The sequence below is a fragment of the Rhizobium sp. LjRoot254 genome (genome assembly GCF_964254105.1).
Classification (GTDB): domain Bacteria; phylum Pseudomonadota; class Alphaproteobacteria; order Rhizobiales; family Rhizobiaceae; genus Rhizobium_E.
In genome coordinates this window covers 110120-128464 of record NZ_CAXUSM020000001.1, presented here as the reverse complement: position 1 = coordinate 128464, position 18345 = coordinate 110120, and the positions used below count along the sequence as shown (strand labels likewise).

At 60.2% G+C, this 18345-nt stretch carries 15 protein-coding genes, 1 tRNA gene and 1 other RNA gene; 5 read left to right on the top strand and 12 right to left on the bottom strand.

Annotation, left to right across the window (positions count from 1 at the left end; translation table 11 throughout):
* Positions 1-3 precede the first annotated feature (3 nt).
* Complete coding sequence (locus ACSQ26_RS00670; RefSeq protein ID WP_436005294.1) at positions 4-792, bottom strand: ion transporter; 789 nt, start codon at positions 790-792, stop codon at positions 4-6.
* A gap of 197 nt (positions 793-989) precedes the next feature.
* On the opposite strand from ACSQ26_RS00670, the gene ACSQ26_RS00665 reads away from it, so the two are divergent.
* A tRNA-Gly gene (locus tag ACSQ26_RS00665) sits at positions 990-1063 on the top strand.
* Between the two features lie 12 nt (positions 1064-1075).
* Here ACSQ26_RS00665 and ACSQ26_RS00660 read toward each other — a convergent pair.
* The 5 genes from ACSQ26_RS00660 to rocF form a co-directional block, all read right to left on the bottom strand.
* Positions 1076-1669, bottom strand: coding sequence for a Crp/Fnr family transcriptional regulator (locus tag ACSQ26_RS00660; RefSeq protein ID WP_436005292.1), 594 nt, complete (start codon positions 1667-1669; stop codon positions 1076-1078).
* A gap of 250 nt (positions 1670-1919) precedes the next feature.
* Positions 1920-5273, bottom strand: coding sequence for an efflux RND transporter permease subunit (locus ACSQ26_RS00655; protein ID WP_436005290.1), 3354 nt, complete (start codon positions 5271-5273; stop codon positions 1920-1922).
* Between the two features lie 13 nt (positions 5274-5286).
* A complete protein-coding gene (locus ACSQ26_RS00650; protein ID WP_436005288.1) occupies positions 5287-6498 on the bottom strand; it encodes an efflux RND transporter periplasmic adaptor subunit in 1212 nt (403 codons plus the stop codon).
* A 393-nt stretch (positions 6499-6891) separates the two neighbouring features.
* Complete coding sequence (locus ACSQ26_RS00645) at positions 6892-7950, bottom strand: ornithine cyclodeaminase (protein WP_436005286.1); 1059 nt, start codon at positions 7948-7950, stop codon at positions 6892-6894.
* On the bottom strand, positions 7947-8870 hold the full coding sequence (gene rocF / locus ACSQ26_RS00640) for an arginase (protein WP_436005284.1): 924 nt from the start codon (positions 8868-8870) through the stop codon (positions 7947-7949). The genes ACSQ26_RS00645 and rocF overlap by 4 nt, the downstream gene beginning before the upstream one ends.
* Positions 8871-8988: 118 nt before the next feature.
* Here rocF and ACSQ26_RS00635 point away from each other — a divergent pair, with 118 nt between their 5' ends.
* Entirely contained in the window at positions 8989-9426 is a 438-nt protein-coding gene (locus tag ACSQ26_RS00635; protein WP_436015034.1) for an Lrp/AsnC family transcriptional regulator, read from the top strand.
* Between the two features lie 239 nt (positions 9427-9665).
* Here the strand turns inward: ACSQ26_RS00635 and ACSQ26_RS00630 are convergent, their stop codons facing one another.
* The 5 genes from ACSQ26_RS00630 to tkt form a co-directional block, all read right to left on the bottom strand.
* Positions 9666-10103 carry a hypothetical protein gene (locus tag ACSQ26_RS00630; RefSeq protein ID WP_436005282.1) on the bottom strand — a complete coding sequence of 146 codons (438 nt, stop codon included), beginning with the start codon at positions 10101-10103 and terminating at the stop codon, positions 9666-9668.
* Between the two features lie 57 nt (positions 10104-10160).
* Complete coding sequence (locus tag ACSQ26_RS00625) at positions 10161-11363, bottom strand: phosphoglycerate kinase (protein WP_436005280.1); 1203 nt, start codon at positions 11361-11363, stop codon at positions 10161-10163.
* An 88-nt stretch (positions 11364-11451) separates the two neighbouring features.
* Entirely contained in the window at positions 11452-13248 is a 1797-nt protein-coding gene (locus ACSQ26_RS00620) for a potassium/proton antiporter (RefSeq protein WP_436005278.1), read from the bottom strand.
* 254 nt (positions 13249-13502) lie between these two features.
* Positions 13503-14510, bottom strand: coding sequence for a type I glyceraldehyde-3-phosphate dehydrogenase (gap, locus tag ACSQ26_RS00615; RefSeq protein WP_436005276.1), 1008 nt, complete (start codon positions 14508-14510; stop codon positions 13503-13505).
* A gap of 69 nt (positions 14511-14579) precedes the next feature.
* Entirely contained in the window at positions 14580-16556 is a 1977-nt protein-coding gene (tkt, locus tag ACSQ26_RS00610; protein ID WP_436005274.1) for a transketolase, read from the bottom strand.
* Between the two features lie 325 nt (positions 16557-16881).
* Here tkt and ACSQ26_RS00605 point away from each other — a divergent pair, with 325 nt between their 5' ends.
* From ACSQ26_RS00605 to ssrS, 3 genes are all read left to right on the top strand, one after another.
* Positions 16882-17154 carry a DUF4164 domain-containing protein gene (locus ACSQ26_RS00605; protein ID WP_258158367.1) on the top strand — a complete coding sequence of 91 codons (273 nt, stop codon included), beginning with the start codon at positions 16882-16884 and terminating at the stop codon, positions 17152-17154.
* 25 nt (positions 17155-17179) lie between these two features.
* A complete protein-coding gene (locus tag ACSQ26_RS00600; protein ID WP_436005272.1) occupies positions 17180-17551 on the top strand; it encodes a cell division protein ZapA in 372 nt (123 codons plus the stop codon).
* Between the two features lie 60 nt (positions 17552-17611).
* Positions 17612-17768, top strand: a non-coding RNA gene (gene ssrS / locus ACSQ26_RS00595) — 6S RNA.
* Positions 17769-17791: 23 nt separating this feature from the next.
* Here ssrS and ACSQ26_RS00590 read toward each other — a convergent pair.
* Complete coding sequence (locus ACSQ26_RS00590; RefSeq protein WP_436005270.1) at positions 17792-18280, bottom strand: DUF2938 domain-containing protein; 489 nt, start codon at positions 18278-18280, stop codon at positions 17792-17794.
* Positions 18281-18345 lie beyond the last annotated feature (65 nt).

Here is an 18345-nt window from a genome sequence, read left to right as displayed (position 1 = left end):
AACTTATCCATGTTTTGAGCGGCGCAGTTCGACGAGTTCATGCCGGATCTCGCGCAACTCGCGCAGGATCTCGGCCTGGTCCTCCTCCATCTCGGCCTGTGCCTCCTTCACCTCCGCCTCGTGCTCAGTCTGCATGGCCGAGACGATGATACCGATGAACAGGTTGAGCACCGTGAACGAGGTGGCCAGGATAAAGGGCAGGAAGAACAGCCACGCCTGCGGGTGCCTCTCCATCACCGGCCGCACGATCTCGGCCGCCCAGCCTTCGAGCGTCATGACCTGGAACAGCGTGAAGGCGGAGGCGGCGATATTGCCGAAATAGACCGGAAAATCCGCGCCATAGAGCTTTGTCGCCATGACGGAGAAGACATAGAAGACGAGCATCAGCAGCAGGAAGATCGACCCCATCGAAGGCAGCGCCAGGAACAGGCCTCCGACGACGCGCCGCATGGAAGGGATGATCGAAACCAGCCGCAGGACGCGCAACACGCGCAACGCACGCAGGATCGAGAGCGGGCCGCTGGCGGGAAGCAGCGAGATGCCGATGACGAGAAAATCAAACACCCGCCAGGGATCTCGAAAGAACGCAGTCCTATAGATCACGATCTTGGCCATCAACTCGACGACGAAAACGCCGAGCAGCAGATGATCGATCAGATGCAACAGGTCGCCGTACCTCGCCATAATAGAAGGCGAGGTTTCCAGCCCAAGCGTGACGGCGTTGATCACAATCAGCCACGTTATGGTGAGATCGAATACGCGCGACTCGATCAGGCCCTGCAAGCGCTCCATGTCTCGCCTTCCCTTTTGATTTCACCGCCCGCTCTTAGCAAAGCGGCCCGTGGGGAAGGAAGACCTATCTTGACGATGTTTGTCGGGCCGGGTCGAAATACCCTGGGATCACGATGAGGCCGCGTGCCGGAGCGTGTTTCGCCTGTCGCGGATAGACCCTTGACAGCGAACCGAATGTGTCGGATTTGAAAGGCCGCGCGGGTGTAGCTCAATGGTAGAGCAGCAGCTTCCCAAGCTGAATACGGGGGTTCGATTCCCCTCACCCGCTCCAGCATCTTTCCCGTCAGAAATTCTTCAGCGCCTCGGCATCGGTGATCTGCACCATGCGGCCGCGAATGGAAACGCCGGCGTTCCGGAGCATGGAGAAGGCGCGTGACAGCGCTTCCGGCGCGAGGCCCAGCTTACCCGCGAGCAGGCTCTTCTGGAACGGCAGCTTGAAGGCATTTCCGGGGCCGCCATGGGCATGCCAGAGTTCCAACAGGTATTTGGCAACGCGCTGCGGCGCGGTGTGCAGCCGGTCGTTGGCGACGCTGAGACGGGCATCCATCGCATGGAACGCCATGATCCGCATCAGCGACAGCGCGAGCGCGGGCTCCTCGACGAGCATCGGCCGGATTTTCTCTCCATCGAAGCGGGCGAGCGTTGTCGCCTCCGCCGCCTGCACCTGGAACGGATAGCATTCCTCCAGGAACATCGCGCATTCGGCAAAGACATCGCCGGCGCCGTAGACCGCGATATCCGCCTCGCGGCGATCGTTTTCGAGCCGGTAGAGACGGACATGCCCACTCAAAACCACGAAGAACTCCTGCGGCCGCGAGTCCATCTCGATCAGAATCTCCCGGTTCGGATGGGCAGTCACCACAGCGCTGTCCAGCATCCTTCTCTGCAGCCGCGGATCGAGAGAGGCAAGCAAACGCGACCTGGTCAGGACGTCCCGGTCGCGCGCATTCAATTTCAGGCTCTTGTGCAATCCATAGTCTCCCGATGGCAGCTCCGGCATGCTCCACAGTACAGCAAGCGCGGGCAACCGAATTGATCTGGATCAATTCCGGGCAAATATTCTCGGGAAAAAAAGCAAAACCCGGCACATGGCCGGGTTTGTGTCTTTTGTCATGGAATGGAGAGCTTTACTCCGCAGCGAGCGGCTTGCTCTCCCGGTCATTGGCAGCAAAGTCCCTGCGGCTTTTCGCTGCGGCCGGCGCCGTTTCAGTGTCGGGCCTGTCGCTTTCGATCCGCTGGAGGCGTTCCTCGAGCGAGGAGATCGTACGGCTGTTCTCGTTGAGCAGCCGGGTCAGTTCCTCGTTTTCGAGAACCTCCATCTCCTCTTCCTTCTTGCCGATCATGCGGCCGAAGATCCAGCCAAGCAGGCGGGAAATGTCGTCCATGATCAGGAAGAAGGCAGGCACGACAACCAGCGACAGCACTGTCGACACCAGGATGCCACCCATGACGGCGATGGCCATCGGCGCGCGGAAGGCACCACCCTCGCCTACACCGAGCGCCGAGGGAAGCATACCGGCCGACATCGCGATTGACGTCATGATGATAGGACGGGCACGCTTGCGGCCCGCCTCCACCATGGCTTCGGACCGCTTCATGCCGCGATGCATCATCTCGACCGCGAAGTCGACGAGCAGGATCGCATTCTTCGCCACGATACCCATCAGCATCAGCATGCCGATCATGACGGGCATGGACATCGCATTGTTGGTGATGATCAATGCGATCGCGACGCCGCCGGTCGCCAGGAACAGCGAGAAGATGATGGTGATCGGCTGCAGCACGTCCTTGAACAGAAGGATCAGCACAGCGAAGACCAGCATGATCCCGAGGATCATGGCGGTCACGAAGCCCTGGATCATTTCGCCCTGGATCTTTGTGTCGCCGCTCTCCAGTTGCTGCACCGTCGGCGGAAGCTTCACATCCTTGACGGACTTGTTGAACGCGGCCATGGCCTGATCAAGCGCCACACCCGTCGGCAGGCTGGCACCCAACGTCACGACGCGATTGCGGTCGTAACGCTTGATCATGCTCGGGCCCTCGGAGTAATTGACATCGGCGACCGAGGCCAGAGGCACGCTGGCGCCCGTATTCGTCGGAATCTTGAGCGCCTTGATCTCGGCCAGGCTGCGACGAACCGTGAGATCGAGCTGGACCCGTACCGGGATCATGCGGTCGTCGAGAGAGACCTTCGAAAGCGCCTGATCGATGTCGCCGATCGTGGCGACACGGACCAGCTCGGACACCTGTGCGGTGGTGATACCAAGTCGCGCCATGCGAACCGGGTCCGGCCTGATCTGGATTTCCGAGCGAGGCAGAGCGCCTTCAACGCCGACGTTGAGCAGTTCCTTCTGCTTGCGCAGATCCGCCTCCAGGCGCGCCGCGGCAGCGTCCAGATCCTTGGCATTGGACGAGGTCAGGTTATAGGCGACGTCACGTTCGCCACGGTCGTTGAGCTTCAGGATGCGCGCATCCGGAATATCGGTGACACGCTTGAAGATTTCCGTCTCGATATCCCATTGCGGAACCGTACGCCCGTGGATTTCCATCTTCGGGATATAGGCACCCACAACAGGGAGTTTCCCGAAGACATCGTTGACCATCTTCTTGAGCAGTGAATGTTCGATCTTGTCGAGGTTGACATAGATCGACGCGCGGCGCAGTTCGAGATCGCCTTTCGGTGAGGAGCCGCCGAGAATGTAGATGCTATCGACTCCCTCGATATCCTTGATGCGATCACCGACGACCTTGGTCAGCGCATCCGTATCCTCGAGCTTGGCGCTCGGCGGCAATTCCACCGAGAGGATAACGCGGCCGGCATCCTCAGGCGGCATGAAGCTGCCGGGAACGCTCGCGAGCAGCACGAAGGAGCCGAAAAGCACGCCAAGTGATATGACCAGTGTGCCGTAGCGACCGTACCAGCGGTGCGTGACGGCACCGATCAGCGCGGTGTAGCCGCGCATGATCCAGCCTTCCTTGCCATGCTCGTCATGTCCGACGTCGGCGTCGGATGCCCGCATCAGATAGGCAGCCATCAATGGCGTGATCAATCGCGCCACCGCCAGCGAGAAAAAGACCGAGATCGCTACCGTCAGGCCGAACTGAATGAAGTACTGGCCGGGTATGCCGCCCATGAACGACACCGGCGCGAAGACCGCGATGATGGTGAAGCTGGTGGCGATGACGGCGAGCCCGATTTCGTCGGCAGCCTCGATAGCCGCGCGATATGGCGACTTGCCCATCTTGATATGGCGCGCGATGTTCTCGATCTCGACGATCGCGTCGTCGACCAGGATACCTGTCGCGAGCGTCATGGCGAGGAACGAGACGAGGTTCAGCGAGAACCCGATCATGTCCATGATCCAGAAGGTCGGGATCGCCGAGAGCGGCAGTGCAACGGCCGAGATCAACGTCGCACGCCAGTTCCTCAGGAACAGGAACACGACGATAACGGCAAGCAGGGCGCCTTCGATCAGGGTGTGGATCGCCGATTCGTAGTTGCCGTAGGTGAAGTAGACTGCGTCATCGACGAGCTGGATGTTTACTTCGGGATTCTTTTCGCGGATCGTCTTCAGACCGGCATCGACAGTCTCCGCAACCGTGACTTCGGAGGCCCCCTTCGACCGGAAGACGGCGAAGGAGACGACCGGATTGCCGTTGAAACGTGAAAACGACGTCGGCTCCTTGTAGGTGTCCTTGATCGTGCCGAGATCGGCGAGCTTCACGAACCTGTTGGCCGAAACATAGATCGTCGTATTGGCGAGCGCCTTGACGTCGCGTTGGTCGCCCAGCGTACGGATCGCCTGCTCGGCGCCGGCAAGCTGGCTACGGCCGGAACCCATGTCGGCATTGGTGTTCCTAATCTGGCGGTTCACGTCGGCGGCGGTGATGCCGAACGAATTCAGCTTGGCCGGATCGAGTTCGATATGAACTTCGCGATCGGCGCCGCCGAAGCGATCGATACGGCCGACGCCCGGCTTGCCCTGCAACGCGCGCTTGACCGTGTCGTCGACGAACCATGAAAGCTCTTCGAGCGTCATGTTCGGCGAAGAGATCGCGAATGTCTGGATCGCGTTGCTTTCAACGTCGATCTTGGTGACTTCGGGCGTCTCGGCCGTGGCGGGCAGGTCGGACTGGATCCGGTCGATCGCATCCTTGACGTCCTGCAGCGCCTTGTCGGAGGGCACCTCGATCTTGAACATGATGGCGGTCGTCGAGACGCCGTCATTGACCGTCGATTGGATGAAATCGACGCCGGCGATACCGGCAACGGCATCCTCCACCTCTCGGGTGACCTGCATTTCGAGTTCGGCCGGGGCGGCACCCGCCTGCGACACGCTGACCGAAACGATCGGCACGTCGATATTGGGGAAGCGAGTGATCGGCAAATCGTAGAACGACTTGATGCCGAGCACGGTCAACAGGAAGAACGCCAGAAGCGGCGCGACGGGATTGCGGATGGACCACGCGGAGAAGTTCATGATCGCGCCCCCGTCAGTTCGATGCGGTCTGCGGGAAGACCGGGTTCACGCGGTCGCCATCGCGGACATAGGCGCCCGCCTTCTCGACCACGATATCCCCAGCCTTCAGGCCGCTTTCGATCTCGACGAAGTCGCCGTCCTGCACGCCGGTTTTCACCTTCGTCAGCTTGACGACGCCCTTGCCATCGACCAGGCGCACGATCGGCGCACCGTCTTCCGTCGTCACCGAGGTCAGCGGCAGGGTCAACACATTGCGATCCGAAATGATGATCTCGGCGGTCGCATACATACCGATTCGGGCGGCGGAGGCATCGTCGATCGTTATCTTGACCGTGCCGAGTCGGGTCGTCTGGTCGATCACTGGATCTATGGTACGCACCTTGCCTTCGATCTCAGTGCTCGTGCCGGCGACCGCCAGATGAACGACCTGGCCCGGCTGCAGCTTCAATATATCGCCTTCGGCGACATCCGCCTTCAGTTCCAGCGCGTTGTCGCGAATGATCGTGAACAGCGGATTGCTGCCGCCGAGCGCGATCGCGCCGATCTTGGCATTGCGGACGGAAATGATCCCGCCGACCGGGGTCTTCACCTCGGTTCGTGCCAGCTTGAGATCGATATCGTCAAGCTGCGCATCGACGACCTTAATGTCGGCGACATTAGCGAGGATTGCCTGGTTCGCGGAATTGACGCGCGCTGTGGAGGCCGTTGCGGTTGCCCGCAACTGCTCCGCCTGCGACACGGCGATTGCCTTGCTCTTGACGAGCTTTTCCGCCCGTTGGGCCTGGCGGAGGGCTTCCGCCTCGTTGGCCTGCGCCTCGACGAGTTGTGCCTGGAACTGGGCGCCGACGGCCTCGGCCTTGGCGCGGTTGGCCTGCAACTGGCTCTTCTGAAGGATCAGCGCGTCGCGCGAAAGCGTGGCGAGTACATCGCCCGCCTTGACGGTATCGCCGACATCGGCCTTGAGATCCTCGATCCTGAGGCCTTCGACCTGCTGCTGGACATAGACCTCTTCGACCGCCTGGATCGTGCCCGAGACAATGACGCGATCGACGAGCTTGCGCTCGCGAACGTCCATCACCCGGATCGCGGGAAGGTTTGCCTTGTCATCGGCCGGCTTGGCTGCTGTCTTGGTAACGGCCGCGGGCTCATCCGCGGCAGTGGAAAAGGCTGGAGAGGCCGCAAAAACCGAGGCGGCAATAGCAAACGCTAAATTTCTTATAGACATGTTTCATCGTCCCTGGCCGGTGGTCGAAGTTTGAAATGATAAACCGGTCCCGGCCGAAGCCAGGAGCATACCCTTTTTGCTGCAATGCAACAAGTCCGCTAGCGGACTTCGCGCCAATCACACTGCAACGCGGTCGTCATCCAGTCCGTCAATCACACGCTGCCTCGACCGGCGGGGCAAAACGAACGTGGAACCGACAACCCCCGCTATGTGGACATCACGGATGCGCCGCACAAGAGGTATGGAATGCTCTATAACAGCAAAATTGTAAAAATTTGAAGGCGGGAAAAGACCAAGTTTGGAAACTGTTACGAAAAGGTGACAGTTTTGATCGGAAGCGATCAATTTGTATTGCATGCAATACTTCCTTGGTCGTTCGATCAATCAATTGATCTAGGCAACCTTAACGTCCTGCTTCACGGAGCGCAAGAGCATGCCGTAGAGATCGCGCGGCTCATCGGGATCGGCGAGCAGATCGAGTTCCTGATAAAGGCCCGTGCCGGCCAGCCGGTCGCGCAGGTAGCGTAGCGCCGAGAAGTCCTCGATCGCGAAACCGACGGAATCGAACAGCGTGATCTGGCGATCGTCGGTGCGGCCTTCGGCCTGGCCGGCGACGACCTTCCAGAGTTCGTTGATCGGATGGGACTTGTCCAACTGCTGGATCTCGCCCTCGATCCAGGTCTGCGGCGGATATTCGACGAAGATTTTCGACCTGAGCACGATGTCCTTGTGCAACTCGGTCTTGCCGGGGCAATCGCCGCCGACGGCGTTGATATGCACGCCTTGGCCAACCATGTTGTCGGTCAGGATCGTCGCATTCTTCTTGTCTGCCGTCACCGTGGTGAGGATGTGGGCGCCACTGACCGCTTCTTCTGGCGTAGCACACTCGACGATCTCGAAGCCGTGACCGGCGAGATTGCGCGCGCATTTCTTTGTGGCATTGGGATCGATGTCGTAGAGGCGCAGCTTGTTGATGCCGAGCACGGCCTTGAACGCCATCGCCTGGAACTCGGACTGTGCGCCGTTACCGAAGATTGCCATCGTGGTGGCACCCTTCGGCGCAAGATACTTGGCGGCCATGGCCGAGGTCGCGGCGGTGCGCAGCGCGGTCAGGATCGTCATCTCGGTGATCAGCGTCGGATAGCCGCTCGCCGTATCGGCGAGCACGCCGAAGGCGGTGACCGTCTGGCGGCCGGTGCGGGTATTATAGGGATGGCCGTTGACATATTTGAAGCCATAGAGCGTGCCGTCGCTGGTCGGCATCAGTTCGATGACGCCGGCTTCCGAATGAGCGCCGACACGCGGCGTCTTGTCGAACAGTTCCCAGCGGCGGAAATCCTCTTCGATATAGCTGACCAGATCGGTCAGGAAGGTCTCGACCCCCGTCCGCATCACGAGCTTCATCATGTTGTCGACGCTGACGAACGGGACGATGTTGAGGTTCGGGATCATGCATAGCTCCTGGTGGGTCTGTCCATCACCTGCTTGCCCATCAGGCTGGTGGTGAAGTCGGTCATGAGGAAAGCGGTACGGCCGCGATCGTCGAGGAAGGGGTTGAGTTCGACGAGGTCGAGGCTTGAAACGAGCCCGCTGTCGTGCAGGATTTCCATGACGAGATGCGCCTCGCGGAAGGTCGCGCCGCCGGGCACGGTCGTGCCGACTGCCGGCGCGATCGAGGGCTCGAGGAAATCGACGTCGAAGCTGACATGCAGCATGCCGCCCGCATCCGCGATCTCCTTGAGGAACCGCCTGAGCGGCGCCACGATCCCCTCCTCGTCGATCATCCGCATGTCGGCGACCTGGATTCCGGCTTCGCGAATGGCGCGGCGCTCGGCGGGATCGACGGAGCGAATGCCCATCATGAACATGTTCTCGGGCTTCACCGGCACTTCGAGCGTCGGGAAATAGCCTTCGAACCCCGGCTGGCCGGTGAAATAGGCGACTGGGGTGCCATGCAGGTTGCCTGATGTGGTGGTGACCAACGAATGGAAATCGGTATGCGCATCGAGCCAGAGCACATAGAACGGCTTGCCGAGTGCCTTGGCGCGCTTCGCCATGCCCGCGACGGTGCCCGCCGACAGGCTGTGATCGCCGCCCATGAAGACAGGCACGGCATCCTTGCTCTCGTTAAAGGCGGCATAGGCAAGCGCCTCGGTCCAGGCCACGGTCTCGCCGAGATTCTTGAGCGCCTTGTTCGGATGATCGAATGTATGCGGCACCGGCGGCGACACGTTGCCGGCATCGGTGACGTCGTGGCCGAGATCGCGCAATGCGCCGGCAAGGCCGGCGGCACGAAACGCAGCCGGTCCCATATCGCATCCAAGGCGTCCTGCGCCTTCCTGAACGGGCGCACCGATAAGCGTGATCTTCATGAATTTCTCCTTGGGCTGAATTGGACCATATAGAGGTGGCGATGTGAACAATATGATTTGGCAAAATTAGCGATTTAACTTATCATTCTGATGAATTTGACCGCCATATTGGAACATGATGGACGATCTCGACCAGAAGCTCATCACGCTGCTGAGGCACAACGCGCGCCGCAGCGTCTCGGATCTCGCGATCGAACTCGGCATGGCGCGCGCGACGATCCGGACCCGCATGGAACGATTGGAGCAATCCGGCGAGATCATCGGCTATACCGTAATGTTGAAATCGGATGCAGCCGCGCTACCGGTGCGCGGCATCATGATGATCGAAGTCGAAGGCCATTCCGCGGACCGCGTGCTCAGAGCGCTCAATGGCTTCTCCGAGATCTCCGCCATCCACACGACCAACGGCCGCTGGGACCTGATCGCCGAACTCGGCGCCGGCACACTGCCGGATTTCGATGCGGTGCTGCGTCGCATCCGCCTCATTCAGGGTATCACCAGCAGTGAGACGACACTGTTGTTGACGACGCCCAGGAGCACGAAGGCGCGATTTTAGGTCGGATACTCGACAGAGGCCCAGACAGGGAATGACGCATTACGCAGCCGATCCATGCCTTCAGACTCTTCGTCTGATGCCGGTCGCTCAAGCCATTGCAGCACCAACTCGAAGGCGTCGGCGTCCAGACCTATCATGGTCTGGTCCAGAAACGCCTCGATTGCTTGCGCGTCAGATTTCTTACCGAGTTTAGTCATAGCAACAGGATTGGATGCCAAGCGGGTCGGTTGTCAACACATCTACCTCGCGATCTCGGTCGGCGTGCCGACGAACACCTTCGATGGCAAGCGAACGCTGGCGAGATCATCCACGTCGAAAGCGACATATTCCCAGAAGAACAGCGTCTGCTTCCGCGCATTGTGTATGGCGGAAAAGGGGATGAAGAGCGGATGATGCCCCGGCCGGAAGACTTTACGATTTTCTATGTAAAGACCTGCGTCGGTCGTGATCACCGTCAGCACGCGCTTGTAGCTCGCCACGCCGAACATGCCGGTGACATGCACGAGCACGGCGCCGGATACCGGCCGCTCACTGGCCGGATATTGTTTCGCCACCTTGCCCCAGCCGCCGATGAACGACATGAGCAGCGTAATGCCAACCCAGAGCACTGAGAAGAAAATGGGAAAGGCTATCAGCACGAATAGCAGGACAAGCCAGGTTCCCGTGCCGTTGCTCATTCTGCCCTTCCCCTTTTGATAGAAGAATGGCGGGAAATCCCGCCATTTGTCCACTCGTTATTTTGCTTTGTTCAGCACATTGACACCGGGGAGCGGCTTGCCTTCCATCCATTCCAGGAAGGCGCCGCCAGCGGTCGATACATAGGTGAAATCATCGGCAACACCGGCGTGGTTGAGTGCCGAGACCGTATCCCCACCACCGGCCACAGAAACGAGCTTGCCGGCCTTGGTTTCCTCGGCGGCATGCTTCGCAGCAGAGACGGTCGCCTTGTCGAATGGTTCGATTTCGAAGGCGCCGAGCGGGCCGTTCCAGACCAGCGTATTGGCTTTGCCGATCCAGGCATTGACCGCCGCCACCGAGTCCGGACCGACATCCAGCATCATCGCATCAACGGGAATGGATTTCACCGAGACCGTCTCATTGGCGGCACCGGCCTTGAATTCGCGGGCCACCACGCCATCGACGGGGAGCACGATGTCGCAGCCGGATTTCTTGGCTTCGACCATGATCTCACGTGCAGTGTCGGCCAGATCGTGCTCGCAGAGCGACTTACCGACATTGATACCCTGTGCGGCAAGAAAGGTATTGGCCATGCCGCCGCCGATGACGAGGGCATCGACCTTCTTGACGAGATTCTTCAGCAAATCGATCTTGGTCGAGACCTTGGCGCCGCCGACGATGGCGACGACCGGGCGCGTCGGATTGCCGAGGCCCTTTTCCAGCGCCTCGAGTTCGGCCTGCATGGTGCGGCCGGCATAGGCGGGAAGGATATGGGCTAGGCCTTCAGTCGAGGCATGAGCGCGATGCGCCGCCGAGAAGGCATCGTTGACGAAGATATCGCCATTTGCAGCAAGCGCCTTGACGAAATCCGGCTCGTTCTTCTCCTCGCCCTTATGGAAGCGGGTATTTTCCAACAGCAGGATACCGCCATTCTCCATCGAGGCGATCGCTTCCGCCGCCGGCGCGCCGATGCAGTCGCTGGCGAACTGAACGCGATGATCGAGCACGGCCTCGACGGCGGACTGGATGATCTTCAACGAGAATTCCGCATCCGGTCCCCCCTTCGGGCGACCGAAATGCGCGAGCAGGATCACCTTGGCGCCCTTGGCCGAAAGTTCGAGAATCGTCGGCGCAACGCGTTCGATGCGCGTCGCGTCGGTGACCTTGCCATCCGACACCGGCACATTGAGATCGACGCGCACGAGGACACGCTTGCCGGTGATGTCGTTGAGATCGTCGAGGGTCTTGAAAGACGGCATATGAGCATTCCGCGCTGATGTTGAAACCGGCGCGAACATACTACGGCAGGCATCAGACGCAAGCCGCGATTTGCCTCCAGGATGGGTCCTAAGCCGACGGCTTGAACTTGTTACGCACGCGCTCGGCAATCTCGTGAAGATTGAGGAAAACCGGCAGCGTGTGCTGCGGCTCGACGGCCTCCATGGAGATGCCGATCGAGGAGACGTGGTTGGTTTCGTCGATATCGCGCACGATGAGAATGATCGGCCCGAGACGCACGCGATCGGCATAATCGGCCTTGCCGCCGAGCCGCGACAGCATCATCTCGCCGACCGTCATGCCCTTCTCCGCCTCGAGTAGCAGGCCCGGTCCATAGGCCGCGTCGAGCTCGCGCGCCGGACGGTGCGGGGAAATGGCGAACGTGCCGAAGAATTCCTCGTCATCGACATCGAGCTGGGCACGGCTCGCAAACAGCCTGTCGAGGAGCGGAATGAAAGTCGGTGTCACGAAGAGATAGGCAAGATCGTTTTCGCGCAGCCGCCCGGCATACTGGTAGCGCATCGATCGCCCATCGCGAATCACCAGCGAAGGCGTCGCCCAGCGCGGAATGCGCTCGCCGGTCAGAACCGGGCTGTCCTTGATCACGCGATACGCCACCAGTTCATGGCTCGACGAGCGCGGCAGATCGACCTCCAGGCGGTCGACCTCGCCGGTCTGCTTGGGGATGATCAGGCCCAGTCGCTTGGCGACGGGCTTGATCGTCCAGCCCTGCAGCACGAGCGAGACGAGCACGATGATGAAGGTGATATTGAAGAACTGCTGGCCGTTTTCCAGCCCCGAGAGAATGGGCACGATGGACAGCAGGATCGACACCGCCCCGCGCAGGCCGACCCAGGCCAGGAAGGTAATTTCCTTCTGGTTGAAGTCGAAAGGCAGCAAGCAGAGCCACACCGCCAGCGGGCGCGCGACGAAGATGAGGAAGAGGCCGAGCACGATTGCCGGAACGATGATGACGTTGAATTGCGACGGCGTCGCGAGCAGCCCGAGCATCACGAACATGATGATCTGCGCCAGCCAGGTCATGCCATCCTGAAACCGCTTGATCGCCAGTCGCGACTGCAGCTTCTTGTTGCCGGCGTAAAGCCCCGCGACATAGACCGCGAGGAAGCCGCTGCCGTGCAGGGCCCCGGTAATCGAAAAGACCAGCAGCGCCAGCGCCAGCACCAGGATCGGCGCCAATCCGCGATCCTCGTCGAAACGGTTTGCCGCAGCGGCAATAAGCCAGCCGCCAGCAAGACCGGCGACCAGGCCGATGCCCATTTCCCGGACGAAGGACATCAGCAGCGAGAGATTGAAGCCGGCGAATCCCTGGCCCGAGGTGATCAATTCGACCAGCATGATCGTCAGGAAAATCGCCATCGGATCATTGGTGCCGGATTCGACTTCCAGCGTCGAGGTTATCTGATCGCGGATATTGATGCCGCTGATGCGCAGCAGGAAGAAGACGGCTGCAGCGTCCGTCGAGGCGACGATCGAGCCCAGCAGCAGGCCTTCGAGGAACGAGAAATTCGTGAGGTAGATGGTGACGATCGCAACGAGGCTGGTCGTTATCAGCACGCCCACCGAGGCCAGCAGCATGGCCGGGGCGGCGGCGGTCTTGAACGCCTTGATCGGTGTGCCGAAGCCTGAATCGAACAGAATCACCGCAAGTGCGACATAGCCGAACATGAGTGAAAGCCCGTTATTGCTGAAATCAATACCCAGACCATCAACACCGGCAATCAGGCCGACGCCGAGAAAAAGTAAAAGAAGAGGCGCACCAAATCTAAATGCGAGTATAGATGAAAACGCGGCCAGCAAAACCAGCGCCGAGCAGACCAAAACAACTGTATAAAATGCGTCCAAACTTGCCCCCTTTCGCCACGCATCAGTACCGACGAAACTCAAAAGACTTCGCCATAGACAATATAGAATTTTAAATTACCACTGCCCGATGCAATCATATCTCGGACGTGGAGAAGGAAGAGGCCGGAGCGAATCCCGGCTACGCATTATTGAAACTATATATATGGACAAGAATGCGGCGAAGACAATTGGAAAAAGAAAAAAGGCGGGCAAAAATGCCCGCCTTTGGAAATATTTTGCGAGTATTAGAAAGTTCAGATCAGCTTGGCCATCGCTATAGCGGTGTCGGACATGCGGTTGGAGAAACCCCACTCGTTGTCGTACCACGCCAGAACCGAAACCAGCGAACCGTCCATGACCTTGGTCTGGTCGAGCGCCACGGTCGAGGAATGCGGATCGTGGTTGAAGTCGATCGAGACGTTCGGATGGTTGGTATAGGCCAGCACGTTCTTGAGGCGGCCATCGGCGGCAGCGATCAGCGCGTCGTTGATGTCCTTCACGGTCACCGACTTCGAAGCGACGAACTTGAAATCTACGAGCGACACGTTCGGGGTCGGCACGCGCACGGAAATACCGTCGAGCTTGCCCTTGAGCGCCGGAATGACAAGACCGATCGCCTTGGCTGCACCGGTCGAGGTCGGAATCTGGCTCAGCGCCGCGGCGCGGCCGCGATAGAGATCCTTGTGCATCGTGTCCAGCGTCGGCTGGTCGCCGGTGTAGGAATGGATCGTGGTCATCATGCCGCGCTCGATGCCGAAGGCCGAATGCAGCACATCGACGACCGGCGCCAGGCAGTTGGTGGTGCAGGACGCGTTCGAGACGACAAGGTCTTCCCTGGTCAGCGTGTCGTGGTTGACGCCGTAGACGATCGTCTTGTCGGCACCTTCCGACGGAGCGGAGACGAGAACGCGCTTGGCGCCGGCGGAGAGGTGGATCGCCGCCTTGTCCTTCGCCGTGAAGATGCCCGTGCATTCCATCACGATATCGATGCCGAGATCGCCCCAGGGCAGCTTGCCCGGATCGCGCTCTGCATAGACCTTGAAGCGCTCGGAACCGACCGAGATCACGTCGCCGTCGACCTTCACTTCATGCGGGAAGCGGCCATGCACCGAGTCAAATCGCATCAGGTGCGCATTGGTCTCGACCGGGCCGAGATCGTTGACGGCAACGACGTCGATGTCCTTGCGGCCGGATTCGTAAATCGCGCGCAACACGTTGCGGCCGATGCGGCCGAATCCGTTGATCGCTACCTTGACTGCCATGGTGTGTTTCTCCTGGTCAACCTTATCGAGGCGCTTGTTTAGCGCCCCTTTTGATGCATTTCAATCGATTTATGCGAGCTTCTTTTCGGCAAGCGCGACAACTGCTTCCGGCGTAATGCCGAAATAATTGTAGAGATCCTTGTAGGGGGCCGAAGCGCCGAAACTCTTCATCCCGACAAAGCCGCCATCGTTGCCGATGAACTGATCCCAGCCCTGTCGCACGCCGGCTTCGACCGCGATCTTCACCTTGGAGGTGCCGATAACCGATGCCTGATATTCCGCCGACTGCTTGTCGAACAGCTCAAAAGCGGGCACCGAGACGACGCGTGCGGCGATGCCCTTGGCGCCGAGCAATTCCTTCGCCTTGAGGGCGATTTCGACTTCCGAACCAGCGGCGAAGATCGTTACCGGAGCGTCAGTGGCATCGGAGAGCACATAGGCGCCCTTGGCCGACAGATTTTCCTCGGTAAAGGTCGTTCGTGCCGCGATCAGGTTCTGACGCGTCAGCGCAAGACCTGAAGGATGCTTCTTGGCTTCGAGCGCCAACTGCCAGCATTCGGCCGTTTCGGTCGCATCCGCCGGGCGGAACATGACGAGCCCTGGGATCGCGCGCAGGGCGGCCATCTGCTCCACCGGCTGGTGGGTCGGACCGTCTTCGCCGAGGCCGATCGAATCATGCGTCAACACATGGATGACGCGGATGCCCATCAGCGACGCCAGACGAATCGGAGGACGGCAATAATCCGAGAAGATCAGGAAACCGCCGCCATAGGGAATGAGACCGCCATGCAGTGCGACACCGTTCATCGCCGAAGCCATGCCGTGCTCGCGAATGCCCCAATGCATGTAGCGGCCGCTGAAATCGGTCGGCGTGATCGATTTCATCTGGCTGGTCTTGGTGTTGTTGGATGGCGTCAGGTCGGCCGAGCCGCCCAGCGTTTCGGGCAGGAACCCGTTGACGACTTCCAGCACATCCTCGGATGCCTTGCGGGTGGCGACACTCGCCTTGGACTCGGCAAGCTTGCGCTTGTGGTCGTTGATCGCTGCATCGAAGCCCTTCGGCAGCTCGCCGGCAAACCGGCGCTCGAATTCGCTCCTGTGCGACGACGCAGCGAGGCGGCCTTCCCATTCCTTGCGCGCAGACGCGCCACGGCCGCCGGCTTCACGCCAGGGCTTCAGGATCTCGTCGGGAATGACGAAGGCTTCCCACGGCCAGTTGAGCGCCACGCGGGTCGCGGCGATTTCCTCGGCGCCGAGCGGCGAGCCGTGGACCTTGTGGGTGCCGGCCTTGTTCGGGGCGCCGAAGCCGATGGTCGTCTTGCAGGCGATGAAGGTCGGCTTGTCGGATTTGTGCGCCTGTTCGATGGCCCAGGCGATCGCTTCAGGATCATGGCCGTCGATCTCGATCGTGTTCCAATGCACCGACTTGAAGCGGGCGATCTGGTCGGTCGAATCCGACAGCGATACGGCGCCGTCGATAGTGATCGAGTTGTTGTCCCAGAAGAGAATCAGCTTGTTGAGCTTCAGGTGACCGGCCAGCGCGATCGCCTCATGGCTGATGCCCTCCATCAGGCAGCCGTCGCCGGCCAGCACATAGGTGTAGTGGCTCTGGAGATCGGAACCGAACTCCTCCTCAAGCTTGCGCTCGGCAATGGCGAAGCCGACCGAATTGGCAAGACCCTGGCCGAGCGGGCCGGTGGTCGTCTCGATACCGGTCGCATGGCCGTATTCCGGATGGCCGGCGGTCTTGGAATGGAGTTGGCGGAACTGCTTGAGGTCCTCGATGCCCATATCGTCGTAACCGGTGAGGTAGAGAACCGAATAGAGCAGCATCGAACCGTGGCCGGCCGACAGGATGAAGCGGTCGCGATCGGGCCAGTGCGGCGCCTTCGGATCGAATTTCAGATATTTCGTGAACAGCACCGTGGCCACGTCGGCCGCCCCCATGGGCAGGCCCGGGTGACCGGAATTCGCCTTCTCGACGGCATCCATGGAAAGGAAACGGATCGCATTCGCCATCCGGTCGTGTTGTGCGCGTGATGTCATGATCTTTGTCGCCGGCTCCGGTGTTCGTGAAGGGCAACTCGCGGGCTGCCTAAAACCGACGGGAGACATAGCAGTTGGACGCAGGCTGTCAATCAATTCGGCCCAGCTTTGGCGGAGCTCGCGGCAAAAATTGCGCCTGCTGCGCAGCCATGAATTGCCCCGCGCCATTAACCACCGCGAGGAAGCACTGCAAGTCTTCCACAGAATTGCCTGATTCTACGTCGCTTTGATTGATTGACGCGGGCCGAACCCTTCCAATACTATCGCGTAAGAAGGTTCGGCCCGCAGCCGGTCGATTCGTAAAGGTGCGATGGGTTTGGTAACGATGCCCGCAGGGACGGCGGTCAAAACTGCGATCGAAGAGCTTCGCGACGCGTTGGGCGCACTTGATCGCTCAATCGACCAGCGCTTCGAGCGCGAGAGGGATTCCTCCGAAATGGAGCAGGAGATCCGCCGCGTCCATGCGGACCGGTCGCGCCTTGCGCAGGATCTCGACCAGTCGGAATTCCGGGCCAACCGGCTTGAAGAAGTCAACCGCGAGGTCTCCCGCCGCCTGGTGACCGCGATGGAAACCATCCGCGCGGTTCTCGACCGCTGAATCTATTGGAAAAGCAGACAGTCTCATGGCCCAGGTAATTGTGACGATCGACGGCAAGGCCTATCGCATGGCTTGCGAGGAAGGCCAGGAAGCGCATCTCGAAGGGCTTGCGCAGAATTTCGACCGTTATGTCGGCCACCTCAAGACCCAGTTCGGCGAGATCGGCGATCTCCGGCTCACCGTCATGGCGTCGATCATGGTGATGGACGAGCTCTCCGAGGCGAACCGCCGCATAAGCCAGATCGAGCAGGAGCTCGAAAGCATGAAGAAGCATCGCGAGGGCTCTGCCGCCGTCGCGGAAAAGAGCGACCAGGCGCTGGCCGGCATGCTGAGCGAGCTGACCAGCCAGGTCCGGTCGATCGCCGCCAAGCTGGATGGCGCCGGAGACACCGCCTGAGCGCGAAATAAGCCTTGGCCTGCCCCTTCCGTTCCCTCGAAAAAACAACTATATAGCGTGTGCGGTCTGCGCCTCTCGACAGGATAAATGTTTCCTTGGGCCATACTCGATCTTAAGGGAGCTGTCCCTGTTCCGGCCCGTGGGCTGGGGCACACGGTTCCCACCTACTTTGTAGGCACCAGGGATCGAACCATCCATCGGATGTTGTGGATCGCACTTTTCCCCTTATCTCCCTGGAATTCAGCCCGCTTGGGTCAGCAGCAATGCCGTGATCCACATGCCAACAGCGAATATGGTGTGCCCGAACAGGTTCATCGCCCGTGCCTTGGTCGGATCGGGCGTCTTCGATGCCGCCCGGCCGAGGCCGAGGCCCGGCTGCAGCAGGAACCATCCGGCGGACACCGTGACAATTCCCCAGACGAACGCGGGCATGAAGGTGGGGTATGCCAGCCATCGCGATCCCATGACCACGGCGAGCACGACGCCATAGACGATGCCGACCGCATAATGAAAGATCCAGCCGAGCGCCTGCTCATAAGCATAGGGTCGTGCTTGGGTGATGCTCTTGTGAAAGACCACACCATCCTTCAGATGCCATACCCAGCGGCCGACCGGCGCCCAGTTTGGCGCGTTTTCCTTGAAAACCTTCCAGAGGATGACAGCCCATATGTCCATGGCGACCGTGCCGCCGATGCCGATCAGAATACCGCGCCAGATGATGTCGAGCATGTGAAGTCCGTATGAGGTTGGACCTCATAGAAATCATTACCCGGCACCGGATGCAACCGGAGAAA

Coding starts and splice junctions, on each gene's coding strand:
- tkt (WP_436005274.1), bottom strand. CDS start 16,556: ATGACATCACGCGCACAACACGACCGGATGGCGAATGCGATCCGTTTC.
- ACSQ26_RS00635 (WP_436015034.1), top strand. CDS start 8,989: ATGGACGATCTCGACCAGAAGCTCATCACGCTGCTGAGGCACAACGCG.
- ACSQ26_RS00655 (WP_436005290.1), bottom strand. CDS start 5,273: ATGAACTTCTCCGCGTGGTCCATCCGCAATCCCGTCGCGCCGCTTCTG.
- ACSQ26_RS00660 (WP_436005292.1), bottom strand. CDS start 1,669: ATGCTGGACAGCGCTGTGGTGACTGCCCATCCGAACCGGGAGATTCTG.
- ACSQ26_RS00670 (WP_436005294.1), bottom strand. CDS start 792: ATGGAGCGCTTGCAGGGCCTGATCGAGTCGCGCGTATTCGATCTCACC.
- rocF (WP_436005284.1), bottom strand. CDS start 8,870: ATGAAGATCACGCTTATCGGTGCGCCCGTTCAGGAAGGCGCAGGACGC.
- ACSQ26_RS00605 (WP_258158367.1), top strand. CDS start 16,882: ATGCCCGCAGGGACGGCGGTCAAAACTGCGATCGAAGAGCTTCGCGAC.
- ACSQ26_RS00650 (WP_436005288.1), bottom strand. CDS start 6,498: ATGTCTATAAGAAATTTAGCGTTTGCTATTGCCGCCTCGGTTTTTGCG.
- ACSQ26_RS00625 (WP_436005280.1), bottom strand. CDS start 11,363: ATGCCGTCTTTCAAGACCCTCGACGATCTCAACGACATCACCGGCAAG.
- ACSQ26_RS00645 (WP_436005286.1), bottom strand. CDS start 7,950: ATGATCCCGAACCTCAACATCGTCCCGTTCGTCAGCGTCGACAACATG.
- gap (WP_436005276.1), bottom strand. CDS start 14,510: ATGGCAGTCAAGGTAGCGATCAACGGATTCGGCCGCATCGGCCGCAAC.
- ACSQ26_RS00590 (WP_436005270.1), bottom strand. CDS start 18,280: ATGCTCGACATCATCTGGCGCGGTATTCTGATCGGCATCGGCGGCACG.
- ACSQ26_RS00600 (WP_436005272.1), top strand. CDS start 17,180: ATGGCCCAGGTAATTGTGACGATCGACGGCAAGGCCTATCGCATGGCT.
- ACSQ26_RS00630 (WP_436005282.1), bottom strand. CDS start 10,103: ATGAGCAACGGCACGGGAACCTGGCTTGTCCTGCTATTCGTGCTGATA.